This is a genomic window from Desulfobulbus sp. (genome assembly GCF_030824455.1).
Taxonomy (GTDB): Bacteria; Desulfobacterota; Desulfobulbia; order Desulfobulbales; family Desulfobulbaceae; genus Desulfobulbus.
On record NZ_JAVBXR010000117.1, the window covers coordinates 61,714 to 83,617 of the forward strand.

Annotated in this window: 10 protein-coding genes; 4 read left to right on the forward strand and 6 right to left on the reverse strand. The window is 61.4% G+C overall.

Going from position 1 to position 21,904, the window contains the following annotated elements; translation table 11 throughout:
* Positions 1 to 113: 113 nt before the first annotated feature.
* The 6 genes from RCH93_RS15535 to RCH93_RS15555 all read right to left on the reverse strand — a co-directional run bounded on the left by RCH93_RS15535 (position 114) and on the right by RCH93_RS15555 (position 12,255).
* The gene (locus RCH93_RS15535; RefSeq protein WP_306549335.1) at positions 114 to 1,727 is read right to left on the reverse strand and encodes an ATP-binding protein; all 1,614 of its coding nucleotides are present in this window, start codon (positions 1,725 to 1,727) and stop codon (positions 114 to 116) included.
* Positions 1,724 to 6,475: a PAS domain S-box protein gene (locus tag RCH93_RS15540; protein ID WP_306549336.1), complete on the reverse strand. Its 4,752-nt coding sequence runs from the start codon at positions 6,473 to 6,475 to the stop codon at positions 1,724 to 1,726. Before RCH93_RS15540 ends, RCH93_RS15535 begins: the two co-directional genes overlap by 4 nt.
* Positions 6,459 to 8,816, reverse strand: coding sequence for a PAS domain S-box protein (locus RCH93_RS15545; protein WP_306549337.1), 2,358 nt, complete (start codon positions 8,814 to 8,816; stop codon positions 6,459 to 6,461). The genes RCH93_RS15540 and RCH93_RS15545 overlap by 17 nt, the downstream gene beginning before the upstream one ends.
* Complete coding sequence (locus tag RCH93_RS15550; RefSeq protein ID WP_306549338.1) at positions 8,809 to 11,328, reverse strand: PAS domain S-box protein; 2,520 nt, start codon at positions 11,326 to 11,328, stop codon at positions 8,809 to 8,811. Before RCH93_RS15550 ends, RCH93_RS15545 begins: the two co-directional genes overlap by 8 nt.
* 50 nt (positions 11,329 to 11,378) lie before the next feature.
* Positions 11,379 to 11,498, reverse strand: a complete 120-nt coding sequence (locus tag RCH93_RS17955; RefSeq protein WP_373693308.1) for a PAS domain-containing protein — start codon at positions 11,496 to 11,498, stop codon at positions 11,379 to 11,381.
* A 529-nt stretch (positions 11,499 to 12,027) separates the two neighbouring features.
* Positions 12,028 to 12,255 (reverse strand): diguanylate cyclase domain-containing protein, encoded by a 228-nt coding sequence (locus tag RCH93_RS15555; protein ID WP_306549339.1) that lies wholly within the window; start codon positions 12,253 to 12,255, stop codon positions 12,028 to 12,030.
* Between the two features lie 302 nt (positions 12,256 to 12,557).
* On the opposite strand from RCH93_RS15555, the gene RCH93_RS15560 reads away from it, so the two are divergent.
* From RCH93_RS15560 to RCH93_RS15575, 4 genes are all read left to right on the forward strand, one after another.
* Positions 12,558 to 14,006: a sigma-54 dependent transcriptional regulator gene (locus tag RCH93_RS15560; protein ID WP_306549340.1), complete on the forward strand. Its 1,449-nt coding sequence runs from the start codon at positions 12,558 to 12,560 to the stop codon at positions 14,004 to 14,006.
* 217 nt (positions 14,007 to 14,223) lie between these two features.
* On the forward strand, positions 14,224 to 16,344 hold the full coding sequence (locus tag RCH93_RS15565; protein ID WP_306549341.1) for a methyl-accepting chemotaxis protein: 2,121 nt from the start codon (positions 14,224 to 14,226) through the stop codon (positions 16,342 to 16,344).
* Positions 16,341 to 18,725, forward strand: coding sequence for a cache domain-containing protein (locus tag RCH93_RS15570; protein ID WP_306549342.1), 2,385 nt, complete (start codon positions 16,341 to 16,343; stop codon positions 18,723 to 18,725). Before RCH93_RS15565 ends, RCH93_RS15570 begins: the two co-directional genes overlap by 4 nt.
* Before the next feature lie 118 nt (positions 18,726 to 18,843).
* The gene (locus tag RCH93_RS15575; protein ID WP_306549343.1) at positions 18,844 to 21,813 is read left to right on the forward strand and encodes a CHASE4 domain-containing protein; all 2,970 of its coding nucleotides are present in this window, start codon (positions 18,844 to 18,846) and stop codon (positions 21,811 to 21,813) included.
* Positions 21,814 to 21,904: the final 91 nt, after the last annotated feature.

Below are 21,904 nucleotides of genomic sequence, written 5' to 3' on the forward strand. Positions count from 1 at the left end.
GTCTTGGCGGTAATATTGCGGTCCTGCAGCGGCTCGTGCCACATCGCGGGCATGGTCCGCTCCTACCCCACGGGGTATCGCGCCTGCCAGTAGGATGAGCAAGGTGGCGCGGGTCATGGGCGTTCCGCCGCTGGCGAACAGCGTTCTGCCGGTTCCGGGCCGCGCCGCCCGTGGCCGCCGTCAATGGGCAGCCGCAGCGTGCACAGGGCGCCTTGACCGGGTTGGCTGGTGATGTCAATCATCCCCTGATGCTCCTTGATGATGCCGTGCACCACGGCCAGCCCCAGGCCGGTGCCTTTGACCTGGGATTTGGTGGTGAAGAAGGGTTCGAAAATGTGCTCCATGTCGTCTGGTTTGATGCCCGCGCCGTTGTCCTTGATCGCCAGGACTACATATTCGCCCTCCTGCCGCGTCGTCAGGTCAATCTCGCACCCCTGCGGCGGACAGGCATCCATGGCGTTGCTGAGGAGGTTGAGGAGCACCTGTTTGATCTGATCGGGAACGGCGAAGATCTGGGGCAGGTGTTCGCCATGCGCCACGGTGAGCGTGATCCCCTTGGTTTTAAAATCGTAGGTGTTGAGCAGCAGCACCGAATCAATAGCCTCCTCCAGATGTATCAGGGATTTTTTACCGGGAGAAGGGCGGTTGAAATCGCGCAGCGAGGCGATCAGTTTTTTGATCCGGAGTCCTTCGTTGATCGCCGCCTGCAGCAGCTGGCTGTCCTCCTTGGCCATGGTGGCTCGTTTCTGCAGCCCTTTGAGGATGAGGAGAATCCCTTGCAGCGGGTTGTTGAATTCGTGGGCCACGGATGCGGCGAGTTTGCCGATGGCCGACAGCTTCTCGGCATGGAGCAACTGTTTCTGCTTCTCCTGCAGTTCCAGGGTGCGCTGCTCCACCTTGCGTTCCAGGACCTCGTTGGCCGCCATCAGCTGCGATTCAATGGCCTTGCGCCAGGTGATGTCCTGGGCGAAACCGTCGATCACCGGGCCGTCCTGCCCGGGGGTGTTGCTGGCGGCGGTGAGGCGGGCGTTCATCAAGACCCAGATGGGCTCGCCGTTTTTCTTCCGCCCCTGGTATTCAAAATTGCGCACCTCGCCGTGGGTCTGCAGCAGGTCGATAAAATTTTTGCGCTCGCCAGGGTCCGCATACAGCTGGTGCGCCAGGTCGGTGAAGGTGTTGAGGGCCTCTTCGGGACTGGCGCAGCCGAGCATGTTGGCCATCTCCGTGTTGGCGAGCAGGCTTGTGCCGTCCATGGTGGTGCGGAAAATGCCCAGTGGCGCATCTTCAACCAGGCGGCGATACTTGGCCTCGCTCTCAGCCAGGGCCATCCGGCTCTGCTTCAACTGCTGGTCAATGGCATGGCGGTGCAGACTGATGGCCAGGGTCGCGGCCAGTTCCCGTTCGGCCACCGGTTTGATCAGATAGCCGTAGGGGGCGGTGAACTTGGCCTGTTCGAGCAGGGGCTCCTGGGAGAATCCGGTGAGAAAGACGATGGGCACATCGGATCTGCTGGTGATGATCGCGGCGGTCTCAATGCCGTTCAAGGCGCCGGCCAGTTCGATATCCATCAGCACCAGATCGGCCCGCTGGTCCTCGAGCAGGGCCAGGGCCTCTTCGCCGGTGCTTACCGGGCCGAGGACGCCGTAGCCGAGTCCCATGATCACGAACGAGAGGTTGGCGGCCAGGATGCCATCGTCCTCGACAATCAGCAGGTTGTTGGTAGTCATCGTTTGCCTCGCTGTTCGCTGAAGGAGAGGGTGAAGCAGAGTCCGTCGTTCTGGTCAATTGCATACCTGCCGCCCAACTGGTGTTGGCCAAGCATGCGGACGAGCACCATGCCCAGGGTTGTGGCGCAGCTCCAGTCAAAACCAGCCGGCAACCCGACGCCGTTGTCGGCGACGCTGAGCGTGCAAACGCCTTTCTCCTGGCCCATGTGCACCTGGATGCGGCAGGTGTCCTTGCCGGGGGCGGGCTGGCCGCCCGGGAAGGCATATTTAAGGGCATTGGTCATCAGCTCGTTGACGATCATGCCGCAGGGCACGGCAAAGTCCAACGGCAGTTCCACGCCCTGAGCTTCGGTCTGGCACTGGATGCGGGGCGAGCCGTAGGAGGTGCGCAGGTGGGAGATCAGCGCCTGGAGGTACTGCTGGAAATCGATCCGGGCCAGGTTGTCGGCACGGTAGAGTTTTTCGTGGATTAGGCTCATGCTGCGGATCCGCCCAGCCAGTTCGGTCAGGATATCCTGGCCCTGGGGATCTTCGAGCATCCGGCGCTGCATGTCCAGCAGGCCGATGATCGCCGCCAGATTGTTTTTCACCCGATGATGGACCTCGCGCAGCAGCACCTCCTTTTCCGCCAGGGCGGCACGGAGATGTTCTTCGCTCTGCTTCAGAGCGGAGACGTCGGTATGGGAGACCAGCACCTGGCCCTCGCCCCCTGCAAGCGGCAGAACCCGGAGGCTGAACCAGCGGTTTTCCTCCAAGGAGTGACAGGGGTATTCGATTTCAAAGGATTCCCTTTCGCCGCGCTGCACCTGGCGTATGCCGGCAAAGGCCTGTTCGGCCCCCGAGATATCGCCATGCTGGGCATCCCAGGCACAGAAATAGCTGGCGCCCGGTCCAAGTTTATCGGTTTGCGTGCCTTGATTTTCCTGGGCAAAACGGTTCCACGGGGTGTTGACGTCGATAATCATGCCCTGTGGATCAAGGATGGCGATATGGGCGGCGGTGGAGTCGAGAATGCGCCGGTTGAATGCCGCCTGCTCCTGAATCCGAATTTCGGCCTGCTTGCGCTCGGTGATGTCCAGGGCGGTAAAAGTGACCCCCAGGGAAAGATCGGCGAGGTCGATGGGGGTCGAACTGAGGAGCACTTCAATGATGCGGCCATCCTTGCGCTGCCAGCGGGTTTCCACGGTACCGGCGCCATCGTGGCTGATCTGGCGGTATTTTTCTTCGCCCACCCAGCGGTACTCGGCTTCAGTGGGGTAGAGCATGCCCGCATTCTGGCCAAGCAGTTCCCCTTCGCTGTAGCCGGTGATCGTGCACATCTGCATGTTCACATCACTGACTATGCGGTCGATGACCACGCCGATGCCGACCGGAGAGGCGCGAAAGATGCTCTGCAGGTACGCCTGCCGCTCCCGCAGCGTGCTCTCCATCTGTCTGCGTTCGGTCAGGTCGATGTCGACGCAGTATAATTGCGGTCTGCCCTCCTGGCCATCCAGGAGGAGGTGGCCCGAATAGACCGTCACCCGCGAGCCGTCGCGGCACTGCAGGGAGAGTTCCGCGGGGGGGAGAGGTGTTCTACTCTCGGCCATGTCGCGCATTGCCTGCTGGACCTCGTCCCGCATTTCCGGCGGGATGATCAGATCCAGCAGATTGCGCCCGAGGGCTTCCTCCGCGCTGAACCCATACAAGCGCTCGGAGGCCTGGTTCCAGTAGAGCACCGTGCCATCGGTGTCGTAGCCTTGAATCGCCACTGCAGGCAGGCTCTCCAGGAGCAGGCGGAATCGTGCTTCGCTCGCCCGTAGCGCCTCCTCAGCCCGCTTGCGCAGAACAATATCCCAGGCCAGGTCGCCCAGGGTGGTGACCAGTTCGATATCCTCCGGGGTATAGTCCTGCTCCTTGTTGCCCACGCCGAACACCCCGACAATCTTCTCGCCCCGGAAGATCGGAACCAGCAGTTCGCGCGCCACCGCTGCGTGCCCGGCGGGCAAGCCCTTGCGGTGAGGCAGAGCCGCGTAGTCGTTATGGATGATCGGCCGCCGCTGCCGGATGCAGTCGATCCACACCCCCGCCTGGTCGACGCTGTAATGCAGCCCCTGGCCTTCGGCCTGGCAGAACCGCTCCAGGGTGCTGGTCGACCAGGTCTGCAGGGACACGGTCTGTTGATCGTCTTCCAGGAAATGGAAGAAGCCGATCCGGCTGTCGCTGAGCATCTCGGCCTCGTCGATAATCAGCTGGAGCAGGTCGTCCATGTCTCCGGTGGTCGCGGCCTCGCTGATCCGCAGCCGCGCGCGCACCAGGTGCTCCCTCTTCTTCAGTGCAGTGATATCCGTCCCCATCACCAGGATGGCCGGGCCTTCCGGCAGTTGGATGGGCATGGACAGCGTTTCCGTCATCACCCGTCTGCCGTCGGGGCGGATCAGCATCAGTTCCATCGGCGGATTGGCCTGGCCGGATGTGACGGCCAGGTCAATCCGGGATCTCATAGCCTCGTGATAGCGGGGATCAATCGTCTGTTCGATCGAGATGGCGGCGAGGTCGGCGTCGGGCGGCCAGCCGAGCATCCGGCGGGCAAAGGGGTTGACATAGTGGTAACGGCCGTCGCGGATGAGCGTCACTGCCAACGGGCAGGCTTCGACAATGGCCTGGAAGCGCTCTTCGCTGGCCCACAGGGCCTCAGCAGCCTCGACATGATCTGTAATGTCGCGGGTTTGGGCTATAATGCCGGTGAGACGATCATGGTCATCCCGGTAGGGGAAATAGCTAAGGTCGACATACCTTCGCCCCAGGGTCGGATAGTCGAACCACCTGCGGTAGTTGATCACCTCGCCTTGCAAGCAGCGGTCAAACAGCGGTTTGACCACCTCCTGGAAGACCTCCTCGCCGAGATATTCGGCCACGGTCAGCCCAATGAAGTGTTCCCGGTCGCGCCCGGAAAACCGTTCGTAGGCCTTGTTGACCACCACATAGCGGTAATCCTGATCGAGATAGGCCATGGCATCGGTGGTCGAAGCGACAATGTTGTGAAAAATGTGGAGATGCTGCTCCTGCTCCACCTCTCGGGTGATGTCCATGATGGTGCCGCGCACCAGGGCGATCTGTCCGTCCGCCCAGATGGGTTCGGCCACAGTGCGGACCCACAGTGCGCGCCCGTCAACGGTGAGAAATCGCAAGCGAAGATCGTAGGGTTCGCCCGATGCGACGCAGCGCTCGAAAGCCGCGCCGACCACCGCCCGGTCTTCGGGCGGGTAACAGGCCAGGCTCCGGCGGATGTGGTCGGCGGCGTCGGTCGGCTGGTCGGCTGGCGTAAGGCCGTGGATGCGGTAGGTCTCGTCGGTCCAGGTCATGTGTTGCGCATCCACGTCCCATTCCCAGCCGCCGACCTTGGTGAGCCGCTGGGTGGCGTTGAGCAGGTTCTGGCTGTGGGTAAAAGCCTGTTCAGCGACAACGCGCTCGGTCACCTCCTTGCAAAAGATGGCGATCCGGTGGACCCCGCCGCCGGCATCGGGTATCGGCCAGAGACTTGATTCAAAGGAGTGGCCATCCCGCTGGTCGTGCATCGTCAGGGGCTGGCCGGACGCCGCCACCTGCTGGAGACATGCTTTTCTCCTGGCGGCCACCTCGGCCGGGAAAAAATCGAAAACCGAGCGGCCAACCAGCTCCTCCACTGTGGTCCCCAAGCGGCGGGCGGTGTATTCGTTGGCCATGAGCACGACGCCCTGCGCGTCGATCAGGTGAATCGATTCGGTGGTGGCGTTGAAAATGGCCTCGAGATCAAGCTGTTGCCCGCGCACGGTCTGTTCCAGCGCGTGCCGTTCGCTGATGTCGCGGACGCTGGCGATGACCCCGTTGAGCGAAGGTTCGGCGAGAAAACTCTGGGCTATGGCCTCGAGACAAATCCATCCCCTGGTTTTGTGGGCATGCCGGAATTGGAGGGTGACGGTCTTTTCCGGATGGGCGAGCGTCTCCTCCCAGACTGCCCGCACCTGGTGGGCGTCGTCGGGATGGATGAAGGTTGCGAACGCTCGGCCTTCCAAGGCGGCAAGCGAAAAGCCGGTAATTTTTTCCATTGCCGGACTGAGGTAGCGCAGGGCGCCGTCGGGATTGACCACAACCAGACTGTCCGAGCTGTTCTGGACAAGAAAACGCAGCCGTTGTTCGCTTGCTCGCAGAGCCTCCTCGGCCTGTTTGCCCTGGCTGATGTCGCTGATCACCAGGCGGCATTGCGGCGCGGCATCGGCGCCGGTCGCCAGGACGCCATCCAGCCGCGCCCAGAACATCGTGCCGCATGAAAGCACCATCCGCACTTCGCTCCCCTGCGGCTCCCCGTTGGCACAGAGGCTTTTCCGCAGCAGGTAGAGGATGTCCTGGTCGTCGCTGCACAAAAACCGCGAGAGCGGCTGGTTGACCAGCGCACTGCGGGCAACACCCAGCATGGACGAGGCGGCGAGGTTGGCCTCCAGGATGATCCCCTCGTCGTTGAGGGTGCAGTACCCCACCGGGGCCATCTCATAGAGGTCGAAATAACGTGTTTTCACGGCTTCGAGCTCTTCCTGGGTCCGGCGCAGTTCCTCGTTCTGCAACTCCAGTTCGATCTGATGCACCCGCAGTTCCTGGAGCATTTGCCAGGTTGCTTCGGGCGGCAGCGCGGCGAGGTCCGCCGGGGACGGCGACGCTTGGGTTTGGGCAATGGTTTCGGCCTTGCGGCGCAAGGCAGCGGCGGGAGCGGATCGGTCATCCGTGGGGTTCATACGACTCCTCCATCACTGGCTGGCGGCTGGGACGGCCCTCGAGGACGTCTCGGAGCAAGCCGGCGATGGCTTTTCGGGTGAGCGGCTTCATCGCAAACCCTTTGATGCCCCTGGCCTTAGCCTGGGTTTCGTCGACCAGGCTGCTGTAGCCGGTGCAGAGGATGATCGGCAGGCCGGGACGGATCTGCAGCATCCGCCCGGCAAGATCAATGCCGGTCATCCCCGGCATGGTCTGGTCGGTGAGCACCGCGTCAAAGCACTCCGGTTCGCTCTGGAAGGCGGCCAGGGCGGCGAGGCTGCTGGTGTAGGCAGTCACTGCATAGCCAAGCCGCTCAAGCATGGCCTGCCCCATTTCCACCAGAATTTTTTCGTCATCGACCAGCAGAATGCGCCCCCTGCCGGTGACTGCCGGTTCGGTAGCGGCGGCATCGAGCGGGGCTTCTCCATCGATAATCGGCAGGAAGACCTGGAACGTCGCGCCCGAGCCGGGTTCGCTCGCGCAGGTGACAAAGCCGCCATGATCGCCGACGATGCCATGGACGATCGAAAGCCCCATGCCGGTCCCTTGTCCGACGTCCTTGGTGGTGAAGTAGGGCTCGAAAATCCGCTCCTGGATGTCGGGGGGAATGCCCGGCCCGGTATCGGCGACGGAGAGTACCGCAAAATCGCCGGGCAGGAGGTTCGCCCGCGGTCCGATGTCGGCGGTGGTCAGGGTGCGCTCAGCAAGGGTGATAGCCAGGGCGCCGCCGGTCTGTTCCATGGCCTGGAAGGCGTTGGTGCAGAGATTCATCAGCACCTGGTGCATTTGGACCGGGTCGGCCCGCACGGATCGGGTGGCGGTTATCTGCGTACTGATGGCGATGGTCGAGGGCAGGATCGGCCGAAGCAAATTGACAACCTCATTGACGGTGCGCGCAGGATTGTGGGCACTACGTTCGCTTGCGTTCTGGCGGCTGAAAGCGAGGATCTGTTTGACCAGGGATTTGGCCCGGTTGCCGGCTTCCAGCACCTTGTCCAGGTGCCGCGCCACATGCGATCCCTGCGGGCAGTCGTCTCGGGCCATTTCGGCATAGCCGAGCACTGCGCCGAGGATGTTGTTGAAATCGTGCGCAATGCCGCCCGCCAGGGTGCCGATGGCCTCCATTTTCTGGGCCTGCTGCAGTTGGTCCTGGAGGCGTTTGTGCTCTTCCTCGACCCGTTTGCGCTCGCTGATATCGGTGAACATGCAAAAAGAACCGGCGAACCGGCCAGCGCTGTCCTGCACAGCGCTGGCCGACACCTGGGTCCAGACCGCGTGGCCGTCTCTGTGCAGCAACCGGCGTTCATAGCGGCTATTTTTGCCCTGCCGCCGCAGTTGGACCTGCTGCACATGGTCGTCGATCTCCTCGGGGCAGATAAAATCGCTGATTGCTCGCCCCAGCAGCTCCTCGGGGGGGTAACCGAGCATTGCGGCCAGAGGCGGGTTAACAAAGGTAGTCCGCATCGACGCATCCATCCCCCAGATGCCTTCCAGGGCGGTCTCGACAATGCGCCGATACTGCTCTTCGCTGGCGCGCAACGCTGCCTCCGCCTGTTTGAGCTCGGTGATGTCGAGGCAATGGCCGATATAGCCGAGGAAGGCGCCGCTGCTGTCGAACCGGGGCGTGCCGTCGTCCTGCAGCCATCGGTATTCGCCGCGGGCGTTGCGCAGACGGTAGTTCATGCTGAACTTCTGCCGCTGGTCAAAAGCGATGACGTAGGTTTGGAGGCAGCGGTCAAAATCCTCCGGATGCACGCCCTCGGTCCAACCGTTGCCCCATTCCTGCTCCAGGGTGCGGCCGGTAAAGCGGAGCCAGGGTTCATTGAAGTAGGTGCACAGCTTGTCCGGGTTGCTGGTCCAAATCAGGGCCTGGCCGGAATTGGCGAGGGTGCGATACTGCTGTTCGCTTTCGGCGAGGGCCCGCTGGCTCTGGCGGAGATCCCGGTCCAGGGCGTGCCGGTGCAGGGCCAAGGCAATGGTGGCGGCCAGCTCCCGTTCCGGCACGGGTTTGATCAGGTAGCCGTAGGGGGTGGCAATCTTGGCCTGTTCCAGCAAGGGATCCTGGGAATAGCCGGTGAGGAAGACGACGGGAACATCCGTTGCCCGGCAGATGGCTTCGGCGGCCTCGATGCCGGTCATGCATCCGGCCAGTTCGATGTCCATCAGCACCAGATCAGCCTGCTGGCCGGCAACAAAGGCGACGGCCTCTTCGCCGCTGGCCAGGGGACCCGCCACGGCATAGCCCATGCGGGCGACCATTTCCTGGAGACAGGCGGCCAGAATGCCGTCGTCCTCAACGATGAGAATATGGGGCTTATCCATGAGCGTGATTCCTGGTGCGGGGGGTAAAGGTGAGGGTGAATCGGGTTCCCTGCCGCTGATCCACCTCGCAGCGGCCGCCCAGCTGATGCTGGCCGAGCATCCGAACCAGGGTCAGCCCCATGGTCTTGGCGGTGCGCCAGTCGAAATCAGCCGGCAGGCCAATGCCATTGTCGGCCACGGACAAAATGAAGGTGTTGTCGTCGCGGCCCAGGGCAACATGGATGTGGATGCGGCAATCGCCGTCCTCCAACTCCATCCGGTCCTCGGGGAAGGCGTATTTGAGGGCATTGGTCACCAGCTCGTTGATGATCATGCCGCAGGGGACGGCCAGGTCCAGCGGCATGCGCAGTCCGGGGGCGGCAATATCGCAGCGGATGCGGGCCGTGCCGAAGGAGGTGCGCAGATGCGAGATCAGGGAGTGGAGATACTCCTCGAAATCGATGCTGGCCAGGCTATCGGAGCGGTAGAGCTTTTCGTGCACCAGGCTCATGGATCTGATCCGGTTGCTCAATTCAGCGAGAACGGTCAAGGCCTGCGGATCGTCCATGGACTGCCGCTGCAGGTCAAAGAGCCCGACAATAGCCGCAAGGTTGTTTTTGACCCGGTGATGCACCTCGCGCAGCAGCACTTCCTTTTCAGCGAGAGAGGCACGCAGCGCCGCCTCCGCCCGCTTGCGTTCACTGATGTCGCGGACGATATTCATCATCGCCGGCCCACCCTCGTAGATGATGGGGCGGACCAGCACCTCAACCGGAATCTGCCGCTGGTCTTTGGCGATCAGGACTGTTTCAAACCGGGCCTGGCCGGTCGCTGCCAGGATTGCCAGCCGCTCTGCAATGCATTCCGGGGCAACCGCTTGCTCCACATCCATGGCCGTCATCCCGGCCAGCTCCTGCTTGGCATAGCCCACCATGGCTGTGGCGGCCTCGTTGACGTCGAGAAATGGCGCCGGCGTTCCGTCCGGGTTGATCCTGAACAGGGAGATGCCGTCCTGATTGGCCTCGAAGAGATCGCGATATTTGCGCTCTTGGGCGGCCAGCAGTTCCTCAGCCTGCTTACGCTTTGTAATATCGCCATAGGTCACGACCACCCCGAAGTGTTCCAGGTGGAGTGGCGCTGCGGTCACATTGATCCAGGTGATGGGCGCATCCGGCCGCACTATGCCCATCTCGGCATTCTCGACCGTGCAGTGTTCTCGCAACGCCCGCACAGCGGCGTATTCCTCCGGCGGCATGGGTGTGCCATCCGGACGGATAACAGACCAGTGGTCGCTGTCAATGCTCCGGGCGAGGTGTTCATCCCGGGGCACACCCAATAACTTGGCGGCCGTTTCGTTGGTTTCCACAATGGCGCCCAAGCGGTCGGTGAGAGTGAGCCCAAGGGGAAAGATGTTGAAAAGGAGGCGATATTTTTCTTCGCTTTGGTGCAGGGCCGCTTGCGTCCGCCGTTGGCGGAGCACTGCGGCAATCAGCATCGCAGACAGCAGTCCCATGACGCCGATGGCGGAAAGTGCGGGAATAAGGACTGTACGATGGCGAATCCAGAAGGACTCCGGGCGGTTGACAATGACGGCATTCGCGGGCAAGAGGCGTTCTGGAATCTGAAAGCGGCGCATCGTCGTATAATCAAGAATGGCTCGCGACCGGCTCGCTTCCACCGGTATGTCGTCTGGATCGGCCCCCGCAAGGATCCGCAGAGCCAGGCCGCCAGCCTGCCAGCCGTGTTCCTGCCCTTCCAGCAGCAAGCCTCCCATGATGCCGAATCCGAGACGGGTTTCATGCATGGCATAGACGGGCGCCGGACTGAGCGATGTGATCAGGCGGGTGCTTTCTTCCCGGGTGAAGGTCCGACCGGCGGCATCGGTGACATAGGTCAGGATGAGTACCAGGCCGTTGTTCGGCATGGCCTTCAATTCCTCGCTTAGAGTCTCGAAAGGAACGTCCGCTGCGTAGGCAATGTCCAGCTTGCCTGCAAACGGGGCCAGGGCTGCTTCGGTTTCCTGCCGCACGGCAAGACCGCTGGCGGTATAATCGTGCACAGCCAGCACTTTGGACACCTCGGGGTGCAGCGACAGCGCCAGGGCAAGCGTGCCGGCCACATCCTGTCGTTCCATCACGCCGGTGACCTTTGGCCTGCCTGCGGTCATATCCGGCTGGTAGCCATTGATGCCGGCGAAGACGACAGGCGCCCCGGGGAAGAGGCTATGTGCGAAGTGCGTAACCAGATCAAGGGCAGGGTTGTCCAGAACCATGACGAGGTCGGGCGTCTGGCCGTTATATTTGCGGGCCAGGGTGTCTTGCAAGAAGACAAGATGCGAGGGCGAAGGGAAACGTTTGCTGTCCAGCGACTCGACTCGTGGAACCAGGTTGGGATATTCCGTGCGTAATCGACTAAAAATACCGGCGATCTCGTTGTCCGACCAGTCTTCCCCATGATGATATGAGTTGAGGATGAGAACATTCGGCTGGTCCTGTGCCGCACCAACAGAGCCAGCAAAGATCAGTATTGCCAAGAACAAGGCCATGAGCCAAGAAAACCGCTTCGCGGAGCACAGGCGCCTTATCATGCGGCCTCCATTGCGGCCTGGGGCGACAAATCGAAAATTTGCCCGGCAGGCGGATTGGCGGCGATCACTTCTTCCCGGTCGTTGACGATCAGCACTCCCACCGGCGGAGGCGCCAAGGATGCATTGGAGCTGCAGGGCCGAAGTGGCGAGGGTGTTGTTGCCCTGCATGGTCTCTCTCTGGTGCGGAAGCATCGAAATCTCCGGGGAATGGAGCGGCTCGCGGCCTTGGAAGGGGATGACCAGCCAAAATCCGCTCATGCGGATCTTGAACTTTTTGTGTACCACGGAGAGGGTCACGGCAACAAGGAGAACCTTTTGCAATGTCTTGCACCGCAAGGGTTGTGCGAGGAACTCCGCTGACCGCAGCCTTCGGGAGGAGAGGAAACGAAGGACGAAGACACCCCATGGGGAGGACCAAGGTGTGCCCGTCACAAGCCTGAGGCGTATGCGGTGTCGTCAGTCGAGGCAACTGTTTCTAGGGAGCCCACTGGTTGAAGAAGCGCGGCTGGGGAGCGGGTGCTCATGCCAGCGCCTACTCGTTGCCGTTGCTTGCGGCTGATGGAGGCGCGGAGCAAGAACGGACACGGTTGCGGCCCTCGTTGTTCGCCTGATAGAGAGCCAAATCGCGGCATTCAAGGAGGGAATTTACGGTGTTGCCGGCAACCGCCGTGGCAACGCGGTGATATGAAGGCCGACGGATCGCGCGACCAGGGCGGCCTGGGCAATCCGGGAGCGGATGCTGGCACAGAGGGCTAGGGCATCGGTTCCAGCCTGCATGGTGGAGACGATAAAAAATTCTTCGCCGCCGATGCGGTCGACGGTGTCGTCGTCCCAGAGGCTTTCTTTGAGGCGTGTTGCCAGTGCGCAGGTCAAGGGCGCCTTACTGCAGTGCGGGCTCAACCATTGGGTGGAAAAGGCCCTGGGTATCCATATCGCGACCAAGAAAAACCGCGAGCTGCCCTTCGCGGAAAGAATCGGCTGCGTGCGAAGCGCGCCCTTTCTTGACCAATACCAAGAATAGTGTTTAATATTGAAGTGTTCTTGAGAAGACAAGATCCTTGGAAAGGCGCAGGCTCTCCTGTTCCTCACCCCACCAACTGCCGGCGCGCCCGCAATCGTTCGAGATGCGGGAGAAATATTCACAGCGTGCGGCATGGTCAACGAGGCCGATTGCCATGGGAAAAATAGTCATCATCGACGACGATGCGGTGTTCCAGGTGCTGCTTGCCGAACACTGCACCCTGCTGGGGCATGAAGCAGAGGTTGCGGGCAGCATCGAGGAAGGCAGAGCCCTGCTGGCGCGGCGCCCGGCGGACTTGGTCTTTCTTGACGTCAGCCTGCCCGACGGCAACGGCCTGGAAGCCCTGCCCTTTATCCAGGGACTGCCCTCAATGCCCGAGGTGATCATCATCACCGGCATGGGCGACGCCAACGGGGCCGAGCTGGCGATCAAAAACGGGGCCTGGGATTATCTGCAAAAACCCCTCACCCGCCAGGAAATCGTGCTCCACATCCAACGCGCCCTGGAGTATCACGAAAAAAAACTGCCGCGTTCGGCCCAAATCAATCTCAAACGCGACGAGATCATTGGCAAGAGCAAGGCCATTTCCCACTGCCTGGATCAGGTGGCCCACTGCGCCGCCACCGAATCCGGGGTGCTGATCACCGGCGAAACCGGCACCGGCAAGGAACTGTTTGCCCAGGCCATCCACGCCAACAGCCTGCGGGCCAAGGGGCCCTTCGTCGTGGTCGACTGCACCAGCCTGCCGGAAAAACTGGCGGAAAGCCTGCTGTTTGGCCACGTCAAAGGGGCCTTCACCAGCGCCAACTGCGACCAAAAAGGATTGATTGAACAGGCCGACGGCGGCACCCTGTTTCTTGACGAGGCGGGCGAACTGCCCCTGGACACCCAAAAGAGTTTTCTCCGCGTGCTCCAGGAACGGGTCTTTCGACCGGTGGGCAAGGACCGGGAGCAAAAAAGCAATTTCCGCCTGGTTGCCGCCACCAACCGCGACCTGTGGAGCATGGTCGAGCAGGGCCTTTTCCGCAGCGATCTCTATTTCCGGCTCAACACCTTCAACATCCATCTGCCGCCGCTGCGGGACCGCGAGCAGGACATCGAAAAACTGGTCATGGGCTTTGTGTTTGCCATCTGCCGGCGCAATCACCTGTCGATCAAAGGCGTGGTGCCCGAAACCCTGGAAACCCTGGCCGCCTACCACTGGCCGGGCAATGTTCGCGAGCTGAAAAACACCTTGGAAAAGGCGATCATCGCCGACCCCGGCAATCCGGTGCTGTATCCCATTCATCTGCCCCCGGAAATCCGTCTCTGCCGCATTCGCACCATGGTTTCGCAGAAGCACGAGCAGACGCCGGCCAGTTGCGGCCCTCCCTCCGCATCCGGGCCTGAGCAGATCGTCTTTCCTGAAAGCCTGCCGCCTTTTAAGGAATATCGCCGCCAACTCACCGCAGACATCGAAAAACACTACCTGCAACGGCTGCTTCGTGACACCGCAGCCGACATTGCCAAGGCCTGCGGAGTTTCCGGCCTCAGCCGCTCCCGCCTCTACGATTTGCTCAAAGCGCACGGCCTCGGCTGCGCCGCTGATCCCCGTCCGGAATAATCGGACTGTCCGCTTAAACTGTCCGACAATCCCGGACAATCCTGGACAATGGCCGCTGTCTGCACACCCTCCCACCCCCTGCCTTCAAGTTAACCCACTGATTTTCATTCCCAATAGCCAAACAAAGGTTCTGGCACGCTTCTCGCTTTTCACCTTGTAACCGCCGTCCTCCTGGAGCCGTTTTTCCAGGCGCTCACGTCCCCCAAGGAGATTGTCGATGAAGATTCAAACGCATTCCATCCAATTCAAACTGCTGGCCACTGGATTGTTGTCGGTCCTGCTGCCCCTCTTGATCGTCGGGTACTTTGCCGTGACCAAATCCTCCGAGGCCCTCACCGTCCTCTCCATGGACAAAGCTCAAACCATGGCCGGCGATCTGTCGCGACTGGTGGGCAACCTGATGCACGCCGAAAAAGAAACGGCCGCCACCCTGGCCGACTCGCAGATGCTGGTCGCCAGCCTGGAGAAGCTCTCGAGTGCAAGCGGCGACGCGGGCAAGGAGCTCACCCAGGCGATGTTCGCCTATCTCAGTCGTCGATTCAAGGTGATGAACGAGGGCGGGCAATACCAGGGGATTTTTATCACCGACCCTTCCGGACAAATCCTTACCGGCGCGCTTGCCGGCGGCGAGGAGTACGGCAAGGTGTCGGTGGCCAACGATGAGGAATTCATCAAGGCCAAACAGACCGGCGCGGCCGCCATCGGCGAGATGATGCAGTCCAAGGCCACCGCCAACCTGATCGTCCCCATCGCCGCCCCGCTGCACTCCTCGGCCAACCAGTTCCTGGGGGTTGTCGGCCTGGTGCTCAAAGCCGAGTATTTCACCCACCTGGTTGCCGACCGCAAGGTCGGCGAGACCGGATACCCCTTCATGATCAACAAAGAGGGGATCGTGCTCGCCCATCCCAAAGCGGAATATCTCCTCAAACTCAACCTTGCCGCCAGCAAAGGCATGGAAGACTTCATCCCCCTGATGGTTGCCGGCAAGAGCGGCGCCGCCCCTTACGTTTTTAACGACATCAGCAAGATCGCCGGATTCGCTCCGGTCGGCGTCAATGGTTGGTCGGTTGCCGTGACCCAGAATGCGGAGGAATTCCTGCTCGCCTCCAACCAGATTCGGACCATCATTCTGGTTGTGCTGGCCGTTGCCCTGAGTGTCGTGACCCTGATCCTGGTCGTCTCCATCCGCCGGATCGTCCGCCCGATCAACGCCGCCGTGGCCGGACTCAAGGATATTGCCCAGGGCGAGGGCGACCTGACCATGCGCCTTCAGGTCAGCAGCAAAGACGAGGTCGGCGAATTGGCCGTCTGGTTCAACGTTTTCATCGACAAACTGCAGCACATCATCAGCGACGTTGCCGGCGGCATCCATACCCTGTCCTCCTCTTCAACCGAATTATCAAAGATTTCCGAGCAGATGAACCAGGGCGCACAGCAGGCTTCCGCGAAATCGAACACCGTGGCCGCCGCCGCCGAGGAGATGAGCGCCAACATGAACAATGTGGCCGCCGCCATGGAGCAATCGACCACCAACACCAACATTGTGGCCACCGCCTCGGAAGAGATGTCCTCGACCATCGGCGAGATTGCCCAGCATGCGGAAAATGCGCGGCTCATCTCGGAAAACGCGGCAAAAAAAGCGAGCGAGGCCACCAACAACATCAACGAACTGGGCGAATCGGCCAAATCGATCGGCAAGGTGATTGAAACCATCACCGAAATCTCCGAGCAGGTCAATCTACTGGCCCTCAACGCCACCATCGAGGCGGCGCGGGCCGGCGAAGCGGGCAAGGGATTTGCCGTAGTCGCCAATGAAATCAAGGAACTGGCCAAACAGACGGCGGCCGCCACCTACGACATCAAGGACAAGGTGGGCAACATTCAAGGAACCACCGCCAAGACGGTCCAGCAAATCTCCGAGATCAACGCGGTCATCACCGACGTCAACGAGGTGGTGAGCAGCATTGCCACCGCAGTGGAGGAACAAACCGCAGCCACGGCCGAGATTTCAAGCAACGTCAACCAGATGGCTCAAGGGATCAGCGAGGTCAACGAAAACGTCAACCAGAGTTCGGTGGTGGCGACCGAGATTGCCAAGGAAATCACCGACGTCAGCGCCATTGCCGGCGAAATGTTCACCAGCAGCTCCCAGGTCAGCACCAGCGCCCTTGATTTGTCCGCCCTGGCGGAACAACTCAACCAGATGGTCGGCCAGTTCAAAACCGAAGAGACTTCGGCTAAAACGGTTAAGACGACCAAGCCGCAGCCGCAATCGGTCTACACGGCCAAACCGGCGGCCGCCGGCGCAATGGGTTACAACCGACCAGCACGGACATGAAATCCAGCCTGGGCAAACGAATTCTCGCCCCCACGCTGGCCCTGGTTGCGGCGGGATTGGCGATCACCCTGGTGGTCACCTATCTCACGGCACGGCAGGCGGCGCACGAGGAACTGGCGAACCGCATGCAACGGGAGACGCAACTTGCCGCCCGGCTGATCGACAGTTGGCTGCAGGCGCGAACCACCGACCTGACCATCTGGGCGCAGCAGACAGTCTTGACTGAAGCCCTGACCGAGCAGGGATATTACGGCAAAAGCGCCCGGGACGGCGCCGCTCTATTTCTGAGCGTCCTGCGGCAGGGACACCCTTTTTACGAAAGCGTTTTTCTGGCCAATGTGCAGGGAGAGGTGACCGTCTTTTCCACCATGGCGGACCACCCCCTTGCCCAAATCAACCTGGCGGATCGTCCCTATTTTCAGGAGGCGTTGGCCGGCAACAAGGCGATCTCGCCGATCCTGGTCAGTCGTCTCACCGGCCACCGCATTTTTGTGGTCGCGGCCCCGGTGCGCGCCAACGAGAAAATTGTCGGCGTGATCGGCGGCGTGGTGGATGCGGCCGCATTCCAGACCCTCTTTCTCAACGACTTCAAGCTGAAAAAAAATGGCGAGGCCGTGCTTGCCGATGCGGACGGCCTGGTGATCGCCAGTTCGCGGGACAATGAGCGCGAACGCTCCCTGCAGCCCGATGTGCTGCAGCGCATCACCCCAGGCCGCCCAGGCATGTTCACCCACCGGCTTGACGCGGCCAACATGCTGACCGTGTTTCAACCGCTCCAGCACGGCGCATGGACCTTTTTCCTCGATCAATCGCTGGACGCCACCCTCCAACCGCTGCTCAAGGCCGAAAAGATCAGCGCGACCACTGGATTGGTCCTGTTTACACTGCTTGCCTCGATTATCGCGTCCCTCTTTCGCCGGTTGGTCACGGAACGCCTGCAGACCATGTTGCAGCGCATTGAACAGATCAAGGCCGGCGATCTGAGCGGCCGCATCCCCTTGCCTGCGGCAGTCGAGGACGAAGTGTCCGGGCTCATCGAATCGTTCAACGCCATGATCGCCCAGTTGGACGCCGCCATGAAGAAGCTCAACGGCGAGATCGAGGTCCGCAAATCCACCGAACAGATGCTGGCCTATCACCAGGAAAATCTGGAGCACATCATCGCCGACCGCAGCCTGGCGCTGGAAAGCGAGATCATTGAACGCAAACGGGTTGAAGAGCGGCTGGCCCGGGTGGAAAAACTGGAGATGATCGGGGCCCTTGCCGGCGGCGTGGCCCACGATCTCAACAACATCCTCTCGGGCATCATCACCTACCCCGATCTGCTGCTGCTCAAACTCCCCGCCGACAGCCCGCTGGTCAAGCCCCTGCAATCGATCAAACTCTCCGGCGAAAAGGCCGCCGCCATCATCCAGGATCTGCTGACCCTGGCCAGGCGCGGGGCCAGGGTCAAAAAGGAGACGGTCTGCCTCAACCGGGTGATTGCGGAATATCTCCACAGCCCGGAACATCAACAGCTGCGGTCGCGACGGCCGGACATCGAAGTGGTCGCGGCATGCGGCACGGATCTCCATCCGGTTGTCGGGTCCCTGGCGGCGCTGACCAAAGCGGTGATCAATCTGACCTGCAATGCGGCCGAGGCCATGGGTCAGGGCGGAACCATCCGCATCGCCACCGAAAATCGGCGCCTCGACACGACCCTGAAACGCTACGAACAGATCAACCCCGGCCAGTATGCGGTGTTGACGGTCGAGGATCAGGGCGGCGGCATCGAGCCCGAAGATCTCGCCCGAATCTTTGAACCCTTTCACACCAGCAAAAAGATGGGCCAGGGCGGCACCGGCCTGGGCATGGCCGTTGTCTGGGGAACCGTCAAGGATCACGACGGCTTCATCGACTGCGCCAGCCAAAAAGGACAGGGCGCCCGGTTCGAGCTCTACTTTCCGGCAACCGCTGATCCGGTTCAAGAACCCCCTCCGCACACGCCGCGCACCCCCGATGTTCAGGGCCGGGGAGAAAAAATACTGATCATTGACGATTCCCGCGAGCAGCGGGAGCTTGCCGCAGCCACGCTCAAGGAACTGGGCTACGCCACCGCGACCGCCGCCACCGGTGAGGAAGGGGCGGCGTTGCTTGCGCGGGAACCATGCGCCCTTGTCCTGCTGGACATGATGCTCGGCCCGGGAATAGACGGATTGAACACCTACAGGCGGATCCGCGAGCAGGTCCCGCAACAAAAAGTGGTGATCGTCAGCGGCTACGCGGAATCGGAACGGGTGGCAACCGCCCTGCGCCTCGGAGTCCGGGAGTATCTAAAAAAACCCTACGCAATCGCCGAACTGGGCCAAACGGTCCGGAGGGTGCTGGACGCGCAAGGGTAAAACCGGGCGCGGTCGGCAAGCAAGCAACAACGGCCCCGCCCCACGGCGCCTTCGCACGCTGAGGAGGCGCAGCACAGCATTCATTTCACCCCTTGTTTTGTTGAATCAATGAGTTGCCATGAACATACAACCGCAAGGCATCCTTTCCAAAACGCTCTTCATCGTCTGCGCCGTGGTGCTGGCGCTGACCACGATCCTGGCTGCGACCTCCTACCGCCTCGTGACCCGCCAGTTTTCGTCCCTGGAAAACGACGAGGCCAGAGTTAATCTCGAACGGGTGATCAACGAGCTGGAGAACGCCCGCAAGGCCCTGGACGCCAAGGTTGCCGACTGGGCGCCCTGGGACGAGACCTCTGCCTTTATCGGGGGAACCAACAACGACTACGTTGCCAACAACCTCTCGGTGGAGACTTTCCAGACCCTGCAGCTCCATTTCATGCTCTTTTTCGACGCCAAATCCGCCCTGGTCCATCAAGTGTTCTATGATCAGGAGGCGCAGCAAACCGTTGCCCCGGACAACGCCGTGGTCGAGGCCGTCCGGCTGCTGCCGCAGTTGTTGCAGCACGACTCGGTCAAGGACACGAAATCCGGGCTGGTTCTGACCTCTTCCGGCCCGGTGCTGCTGGCGTCGGCGCCGATCGTCACCAGCACCTTCCAGGGGCCCATCCGTGGAACCTTGATTTTCGGTTGCTATATCGACGCCCACAAAGTGAAGCAGATCGGCGAGAGCACCAGGCTGGCGGTGGAGATGCACCCCTACCAGGACAAGCGGCAGATGTTCCGCGACGCCGCCGTGCAGACGCTGGCCGATGCGGGTCATGCGGCCGCCAACCCGTTCGTCGCCCAGGCGAGCGACGACCAGGTGATGCACGGCTATGTGCAGGTGAACGACGTTACAGGCGCGCCCGCCATCGTCCTTTCGATCAGCCAGCCGCGAACGATTTTTCGCCAAGGCCTGGCCATGTGGCGCGAACACGTCCTGGCCCTGGCCGGCATGGGGGGGCTCTTCGTCCTGCTGCTGGTGCTGCTGTTGCACCGGGGCATCCTGCGCCACCTGACCCGGCTGACGGAGGAAGTGCAAACCATTGGCCGCGAAGGCCGCCACGATTTGCGGGTAGCGGCAACCACGGCCGACGAAATCGGCGAACTCGCAGCCCAGATCAACGGCATGCTGGGTTCGCTGCAGAAACTGCAGAACCTGCGCCGCGACAACGAACAACACCTGCACCACATTCTTGACTCCATCAACTGCGGCGTCATGATCGTCGAAGCCGAGGGACAGCGGATCGTGTCCGTCAATACAACCGGCGCCACCCTGCTCGGTCGCGCGCCTGAGGAGATTGTCGGCAAGGTCTGCGCCCAGATGGTCTGCCCAGGTGAGGAACGTCCGTGTTCGCTGCCGGATGCAAGCCAACCGACGCCGCTTTGCGTATGCAGCATCCAACGCGCCGACGGCAGCCAGTTGCCGGTGCTGAAAAGCGTGTCCCTGATTGAGCGGAACGGTCAACGGCATCGTGTGGAAAGTTTCATTGACGTCAGCGAGTTGAAAAAAACCCAACTGGAGCTGCAGGCCAGCGAAATAAAATACCGCCAATTCTTTGACGATGATCTCACCGGCAATTTCATCAGCTCGGTTGACGGCTTGATCCTGGACTGCAACCGCGCCTTTGCAACCATGCTCGGCTATCAGAGCGTTGCAGAGGCGCAAGGGGTCAACATCCGGGCCCATTATTTTTCCCCGGAGCATCGCGCAGCGCTGCTTGATCGGCTGCAGCACCAGGGGAAAATCGAACGACATCAGGGCGCGATGCAACGTCTCGACGGCCAGGTCGTCTACTGCGTCTGCACCTTGATCGGCGAGTTCGATCAACAGGGCGTCTTGGTGCAGACCCGGGGCCATCTTTTTGACGACAGCAAGCGGGTCCTGCTGGAACGAGAGATCCGGCAGGCGCAAAAGATGGAGGCCATCGGCGCCCTGGCCGGCGGCATTGCCCATGATTTCAACAACATCCTGGCTGGAATGATGGGCTACACCGAAATCGTCATGCGCAACCTCAACGAAGTACCGGATTCAAAAAATCAGCGCAATCTCAGCCACATTCTTGCCGCCGGCGAGCGGGCCAGGGATCTCATCCAGAAGATTCTGACCTTCAGCCGCCAGACGGAAACCGACCAGCGACCAATCCGGGTGCAGCGGACGGTCGACGATGTGTTGCAGTTGATTCGGGCCAGCCTGCCGGCCACCATCGCCATTGAGCCGCAGTACAACTCCCAGGCCACGGTGTTGGCGGATCCGATTCAGATCCACCAGGTGTTCATGAACCTGTGCGCCAATGCCGGCCACGCCATGAAAGAACAGGGCGGGATCCTGAGCGTCAGACTGGACGACATGGTCCTGGACGACCGATTCGCGGCCCTTTATCCCGAAATTACCCCCGGCGATTTTGTGCGCATCGAGATCGCCGACACCGGCCAGGGCATTCCCGCCCACCTGATGGACCGGATCTTTGACCCCTTTTTCACCACCAAAAAGAAAGGGGAAGGCACGGGCCTGGGCCTGTCCATGGTGCATGGCATCGTCAGCGGCATGCACGGCCTGATCCTGGTTGACTCCCAGCCCGGGCAGGGCGCCCGGTTCACCCTGTATCTCCCCAGAATCAAGGAGGAAGAAGCCATGGATCCGGTTGCCCATCAGGCCATTCCAACCGGCCGCGAGCATGTGGTCTATGTCGACGACGAGGAATTTCTGGTGGACGTCGGCTCCGAAATCCTGCGCGGCCTCGGTTATCAGGTGACCGGGTTTACCGACAGCGGCGAGGCCCTGCGCTTTGTCCAGGCGCGCGCCCCGGAGGTGGATCTGGTGGTCTCGGATATGACCATGCCCAAGCTCACGGGATTGGAGTTGGCCCAGAGCCTGCAGCAGCTCGACTCGCCGCCGCCGGTGATCATCTGCACCGGCCACAACGAGGGACAGACCAAGGCCGAGCTGGCGACCATGGGCATCCATGACCTGCTGCTCAAGCCGGTCACGGTCAACAAACTGGCCGTGACCGTCCGCGCCGTGCTCGACAACCACAGGCAGAGGTGAACACGTGCGATCTGCGCTTTTGACACAGCAATCGTTATGGTTTGCGCAACATCGTGGTACAATCACCCAGATTTCGAAAAAAAACGCCCCA

Coding starts and splice junctions, on each gene's coding strand:
- RCH93_RS15540 (WP_306549336.1), bottom strand. CDS start 6,475: ATGAACCCCACGGATGACCGATCCGCTCCCGCCGCTGCCTTGCGCCGC.
- RCH93_RS15570 (WP_306549342.1), top strand. CDS start 16,341: ATGAAATCCAGCCTGGGCAAACGAATTCTCGCCCCCACGCTGGCCCTG.
- RCH93_RS15545 (WP_306549337.1), bottom strand. CDS start 8,816: ATGGATAAGCCCCATATTCTCATCGTTGAGGACGACGGCATTCTGGCC.
- RCH93_RS15565 (WP_306549341.1), top strand. CDS start 14,224: ATGAAGATTCAAACGCATTCCATCCAATTCAAACTGCTGGCCACTGGA.
- RCH93_RS15535 (WP_306549335.1), bottom strand. CDS start 1,727: ATGACTACCAACAACCTGCTGATTGTCGAGGACGATGGCATCCTGGCC.
- RCH93_RS15560 (WP_306549340.1), top strand. CDS start 12,558: ATGGGAAAAATAGTCATCATCGACGACGATGCGGTGTTCCAGGTGCTG.
- RCH93_RS15575 (WP_306549343.1), top strand. CDS start 18,844: ATGAACATACAACCGCAAGGCATCCTTTCCAAAACGCTCTTCATCGTC.